Annotated in this window: 1 pseudogene; it reads left to right on the forward strand. The window is 65.9% G+C overall.

Features of this window, described 5'->3' with window-relative positions:
* A pseudogene (locus RHSP_RS08580) lies at positions 1–223 on the forward strand (left-handed beta-roll domain-containing protein); the annotation flags it as partial.

Genomic DNA, 223 nt, shown 5'->3' on the forward strand with positions numbered 1-223 from the left:
GGCGCGGACGTCACCATCGCCACCGCCAATGACCTGGTTGCCACCAGCGTGACGACGGGCGATGCCAAGCTCGATACGAACGGCCTGACCATCACCGGCGGCCCGAGCGTGACGAAGAGCGGCATCGATGCGGCAAACACCAAGGTGACGAATGTCGCAGCCGGCACGATCGCGGCGACCTCGACCGAGGCGGTCAACGGCTCGCAGCTCTATTCGACGAACC

This window comes from Rhizobium freirei PRF 81 (assembly GCF_000359745.1).
In the GTDB taxonomy this organism is placed as follows: domain Bacteria; phylum Pseudomonadota; class Alphaproteobacteria; order Rhizobiales; family Rhizobiaceae; genus Rhizobium; species Rhizobium freirei.